We start from the raw sequence: 5,331 nt of genomic DNA on the forward strand, positions 1-5,331 counted from the left end.
CCCGACCAGATTTCGAAGCGCCCGTACACCGCCAGATGCACCGCAAGAAGGAGCCCGAGGGTGAGCATGTACCGCCTTTGGGCGAGATAGGCCTGGCGAACGGCGAAAAGTGCGACGATCGTGATCGGGGCGTACCAGAAAATGCCTTTGCCCGGGCTGAGGAATTGACCAAATACGCCTTCGTAGAAGGGTGTGGCGTAGTTCAACGGCGGATAGCCGTTGTCGAGAGGGCTGCCGAAGCGAAGATAGGCGTTAAGAACAAACGCGATCCCAGGCAACAAGCCGCCAGCGCAAAACGCTAGGAATTCCTTTGTGCGCACCGGCAACGAAGTCATGGGTCGTGCTGCGAGGCCAGCCAGCAGAAAGATCGGGATGAAGAGGAGGACACTTGACCGGGTAAGGGCGGCACAACCGATGAGGAAACCGACCAGCGCTGCGGCGCTCAGCGAAGGCCGCCGCCACCAGCGGACCGCGGCAAGCATCGTCGTTGTCAGCATCATTGCGGTACCAGGCTCCGTGAAGTCAGTCTTCGCGTGCGCCCACGCCCAGGTGCCCAAGGCGAAGATGAACGCAAGCAGCACGCTCATCGCCACTCGAGCCCCGAGTCGGCGGCAGAGTGGCACGAGCAGTGCTGCAGTGAGGGCTGTAAACACGCTGTTCGCGCTGAAGAATAGGAGACGCAGCAGCTCCTCCTGAGCGGTGCCTGAGAACGGCAGGGAGAGCACTCGACCGACGACGTAGAAAGGGGCGAACAACACCAGAGCGCCAACAGGTGCGGCGGTAGTGAGCCCACCGTTCTTGTGCTCTACGAGGATGACGACAGCATCAATATCAGCAGTGGGCGTGATCACCGTCGTACCGTTGAGTAGGGCCCGGGTCCCAGCGTAATACGTCTCCCCGTCGACAGAGTACGTGTGGCCGCCCATCGTCAATAGATAGACGCCCAACACGAGGAAGAACACGGCGATTGCCCATCGCGTATCGGTCCCAGGCGACCAGAGGCGCTGGCGTAGCCGGGTTGGTTTTACGACGACCTCCCGTGTCAGCACTGCCTGCTCGGCTGGCGACTCGTAGCTGTGACCGGACGTGTCGGGCGGGGCTGACATTGCCGGTGAGCCTAGATGAATGGCTACAAGAGGGCAGTGATCAAAATTGACGAGCCCGCCGAGAGCAGGTTTGTTGGTGCTTTCTTTGTGTCAGATCGTAGTGGGGCGAGGCGGGGAGCGGTTGGACCCCGCTCACGGGTAGGCGGCCATGCCTGCCGGCCTGCCGGCCTGTCGGCCTGTCGCTTTGGGACTCGTATCCCGTTGAACTCAGCAGGTCCTGGATATGCTCGGGACCGATGGGGTCGGGTTGTGTTCAGCACCAGGATGGAGAGTTCGTGCATGCACAACCAGATGAAGGTCTCGTGGCCTGCACGATCGTGGCGCACAACTATCTCCCGTTGGCGCGAGTAGTCGCCCGGAGCTTTCTCGACCACCATCCGAATGGTCGTTTCGTCGTCGTCATCGTCGACCGACCGCTCGAGGCGCGCTCTATCGATGGCGAGTGTTTCGAGGTCCTTCCGATCACGGATATTGACTTCGGTGCCGAGGGTTTTGAGTACATGGCGACCTCGTATGGCGTGACTGAATTCGCCACAGCAGTGAAGCCATTCGCGCTTCGACATCTCGTTCGTGAGGCCTCGTGTGTGCTCTACCTCGACCCCGACATCAGGGTTTACGCTCCCCTCGACCCGCTGATCGAGGCCACGCGATCTGCCGGTTGGTCCCTTACGCCGCATTGCCTAGAACCTATTCGGCGCGACGGCAGTGGGCCGACGGAACGCGAAATCATGCAGGCTGGCGTCTACAATCTTGGATACATCGGGGTGACCCCTTCTGCGATACCCTTCCTTGATTGGTGGGCGGCGCGGCTACGGCGCGATGCCCTGATCGATCCGCAGAATCAATTGTTCACTGATCAACGATGGATCGACCTCGCCGTACCAATCTTTTCGCCGCATATCGAGCCCAGCCCGGCGTACAACGTCGCGTATTGGAATCTGGACCAGCGTTCACTTCATTGCGAAGGAAACACCTTGTTCGTCGGCGACGAGCCACTCCGTTTCTTTCACTTCTCTGGATTCGATCCTGATTTCCCGTACTGGTTGACCAAGTACCACGCCAGCCCGCGCACGTTGATGAGTGCCCGTCCGGAGTTGATGCGACTCTGCCAGGATTACGCTGAGGACGTGCGTACGTCGACGCCTGCGGGGGAGGCGACTTCGTACGGATGGTCGGAGGCTTTCCCCGGATATTCGCTATCGCCACCTGTTCGGCAGATGTTTCGTGACGAACTTCTGCTCTACGATCGAGGCGAGGGCCCCCGTCCGCCGTCGCCGTTCGTGCCCGCAGAAGTCTGCGAGTTCCGTGACTGGCTGATGGAGCTACGACCGGACCAACCACGAAGGATCCCTCGGTATCTTTCGGCTATCTTCGACGAGCGCGGCGACATTCGAAAAGCGTTTCCGGAGGTCGAGAGGGGACGAAACAAACGGTTCGACGAATGGGTGGCAAGAAGTGGTGTCGGAGAATGTCCGGAAATCAGCCTTCTTGGCTACCGGCCAACTCCCGAGGCAGTAGGGGCGGAGGATCGGGGCCGCGCTCCTTCGGGCGTCGACCTTGTCGGGTATCTGAATGCTGAGCTCGGGGTCGGCGAGGCAGGTCGGCTGGCTGGTTCCGCACTAACTGAAGCTGATGTCACGGTCTCGACGATTACGTGTCGGCGCACCACCAGTCGTCAGAATCATCCCTTCCGATCTCTAGGCATCGCCGAACATGCGACGGTGCTCTTGGCAGTCAACGCGGACCAATGCGCCGATGTGCGACACGACTTCGGCGATGCATTCTTCGAGGGTCGCCACGTGATTGGACAATGGTTCTGGGAAGTCGAGGACTTCCCCGTCACTTATCACGACGCATACGGACTGGTAGACGAGGTGTGGGCGCCGACGAAACACATCGAATCTGCAATCGGGCGGTTTGCGCCGGTCACTCTGCCCATTGTCCACATGCCGCTGCCGCTCGTCGCGCCAACGGTTCGCAACGATGCGAAGAAAGCAGACTTCGGCCTGGATGAGCGATTCACATTCATGTTTTCCTTCGACTTTCTCAGTGTCATCGAGCGTAAGAATCCTTTTGCTGTAATTGACGCCTTCAAGGCCGCATTCCAACCAGACGAGGGTCCGCAGCTGCTGATCAAGTCGATCAATGGTGCCGACCGGCTTCGTGACCTTGAACATCTCCGCTGGGTGGCGCGTGATCGGCCAGACATCTTCCTGGTCGACGCGTATTTCGATTCGATCGAGACTGGCTCGCTGATGAGCGTGATCGATTGCTACGTTTCGCTGCATCGTGCAGAGGGTCTTGGACTCACGATGTCTGAGGCGATGTGCTTGGGCAAGCCCGTCATAGCTACCGCCTACTCGGGCAACATGGATTTCATGACATCAGATACCGCTCTACTGGTGCCTTGGCGCGCAGTCGAGATTGGGCCAAACGCAGCTCCTTATCCGCCGGCGGCGAAGTGGGCAGAACCCTCGACCACCGCTGCTGCCTCGGCAATGCGCCGCATCGTGAACAACCCTGAGCACGCCGCAGCGCTCGGCGCAGCAGCCAAGGCCGATCTTGCTGTGCGGTTCTCGCCGGCAGCGACCGGAGCCCGAATGCGTGCTCGCCTCGAAACAATATGGAGATCACAGCATGCCTAGCCTCGCCCGGCGAATGATCAATCGAATGGGGAGACCGATCGAGCTTCGAGCGGGGAATGCTGTCGCGGAGGCCGAATCAAGGCTTTGGCCAGCGCTCGAGGACATTCGACACGAGGCACGCGAGGCAGACGCCCGGCACGACGCAGACGCCCGGCACGAGGCTCGCGAGGCAATTGCTGACCTAGGTGTGGAATCGCTTGGTGCACGCCTTGATGCCCTGCAGGATCAGCTAGGAGCATTATCGGGTCAGACCGAGCTCAGAAATCACCAACGCGACGCCGAACTCGAAGCGATCCGACGAGCGTTCACAGACGCAATTGTCGAGATTGCTAGTCAGCAGGGATCGTTAAGTGCGCTTCTGGAACGATTCGACCGGCGTCTTGCCCGTGCTGAATTACCAGGGGTCCGACCGGCACCGGCGCTCGCCGGAGCCTCGTCCTATGAGGTTGTGTCGTACGCACAAAACCAGGAGGATGTCGTTCTCGCCAGGATGACAAACCTTGTAGCTCACGGCACGTTCGTCGATGTGGGCGCAGGCCACCCGATTATGGAGAACGTCACGTACGCGCTGTACCTCCGGGGTTGGCGCGGAGTCAACATCGAACCCATGTCACGCGAGGTCGAGATGTACGGTATCGACCGGCCCGACGACGAAACGCTCCAGCTCGCGATCGGCGCAGAAAAGGGTTCGCTGACCCTGTACGAAGCACCGCTGGAGAATAGAGGCGCAACTACCTCCGACGTGAACCTCGTTGAGAAGTACTCACGTGACGGAGAAGACTTCGTGCCGTTCGAAGTCGCGATGGTCACTCTGTCCTCGGTCTTTGCGCAATATGCGCCGGGTGATGTTCATGTGGTCAAGATCGACGTCGAGGGGATGGAGACAGACGTACTGGTCGGGGCCGACCTACCCAAGCATCAACCATGGGTATTGGTTATCGAGGCAACGCAGCCAAACTCGAGTGCTGATGCGTCGCAGGACTGGGAACCGCTCGTACTTAATTCTGGCTACCGTCTGGTGCTCTTCGACGGATTGAACCGGTTCTACGTGCGCGAGGACTTGACTGAAATCGCGGAACTTCTCAGTTTGCCGGCGAACGTGTTCGACCACTGGGTGTCCTATCAGCTCGTTGACAAGGAGCGGGCGCTTGAAGCGGCGATGGCGTTTGCCGCAGCCATGGACTACCAGCGGTCTGAGGCCGAGGGTTACGCGCGGTCTCTCGAGACGGTGCTCGCTGCTCAGGAACCAACCGGAATAACGTCCGAATCCACGTAGTCGGTGAGTGGGTGAGGGTAGGGCTGAGAACCCTGGACGTTGATTGTGAGTCAGTGGCGACTCGCCGGCCGCCGAAGAACCAGACAAGCGAGTCGCTGCGTGACGTATGCGCGGCGTTAGCGCTGTAGAACTCGCGGGCGGCGTCGCAACGGTCCGCTCCGGTGTCGTGATCAGAACTGGAAATAGAGGAACGGGCTGAACGTGCTCGAGAGTGTGTACAGGCACGCAACCGGAGCGACGGTCGCAATGACAAGTGTGCGAACTCGGGCGCGTGCAGTCCCGCCCGGCACTGATAGTCGGCTCC

General features: G+C 60.1%; 2 protein-coding genes and 1 pseudogene. 2 read left to right on the forward strand and 1 reads right to left on the reverse strand.

The genetic code is table 11. The features are described from left to right. Positions 1–851: pseudogene (locus tag ACESNG_RS18485) on the reverse strand (hypothetical protein); the annotation flags it as partial. Positions 852–1,408: 557 nt separating this feature from the next. On the opposite strand from ACESNG_RS18485, the gene ACESNG_RS18490 reads away from it, so the two are divergent. Further along, positions 1,409–3,751, forward strand: coding sequence for a glycosyltransferase (locus tag ACESNG_RS18490; protein WP_373070260.1), 2,343 nt, complete (start codon positions 1,409–1,411; stop codon positions 3,749–3,751). Further along, positions 3,744–5,027: an FkbM family methyltransferase gene (locus ACESNG_RS18495; protein ID WP_373070262.1), complete on the forward strand. Its 1,284-nt coding sequence runs from the start codon at positions 3,744–3,746 to the stop codon at positions 5,025–5,027. The genes ACESNG_RS18490 and ACESNG_RS18495 overlap by 8 nt, the downstream gene beginning before the upstream one ends. Positions 5,028–5,331 lie beyond the last annotated feature (304 nt).

The organism is Gemmatimonas sp., from assembly GCF_041689975.1.
Classification (GTDB): Bacteria; Gemmatimonadota; Gemmatimonadetes; order Gemmatimonadales; family Gemmatimonadaceae; genus Gemmatimonas.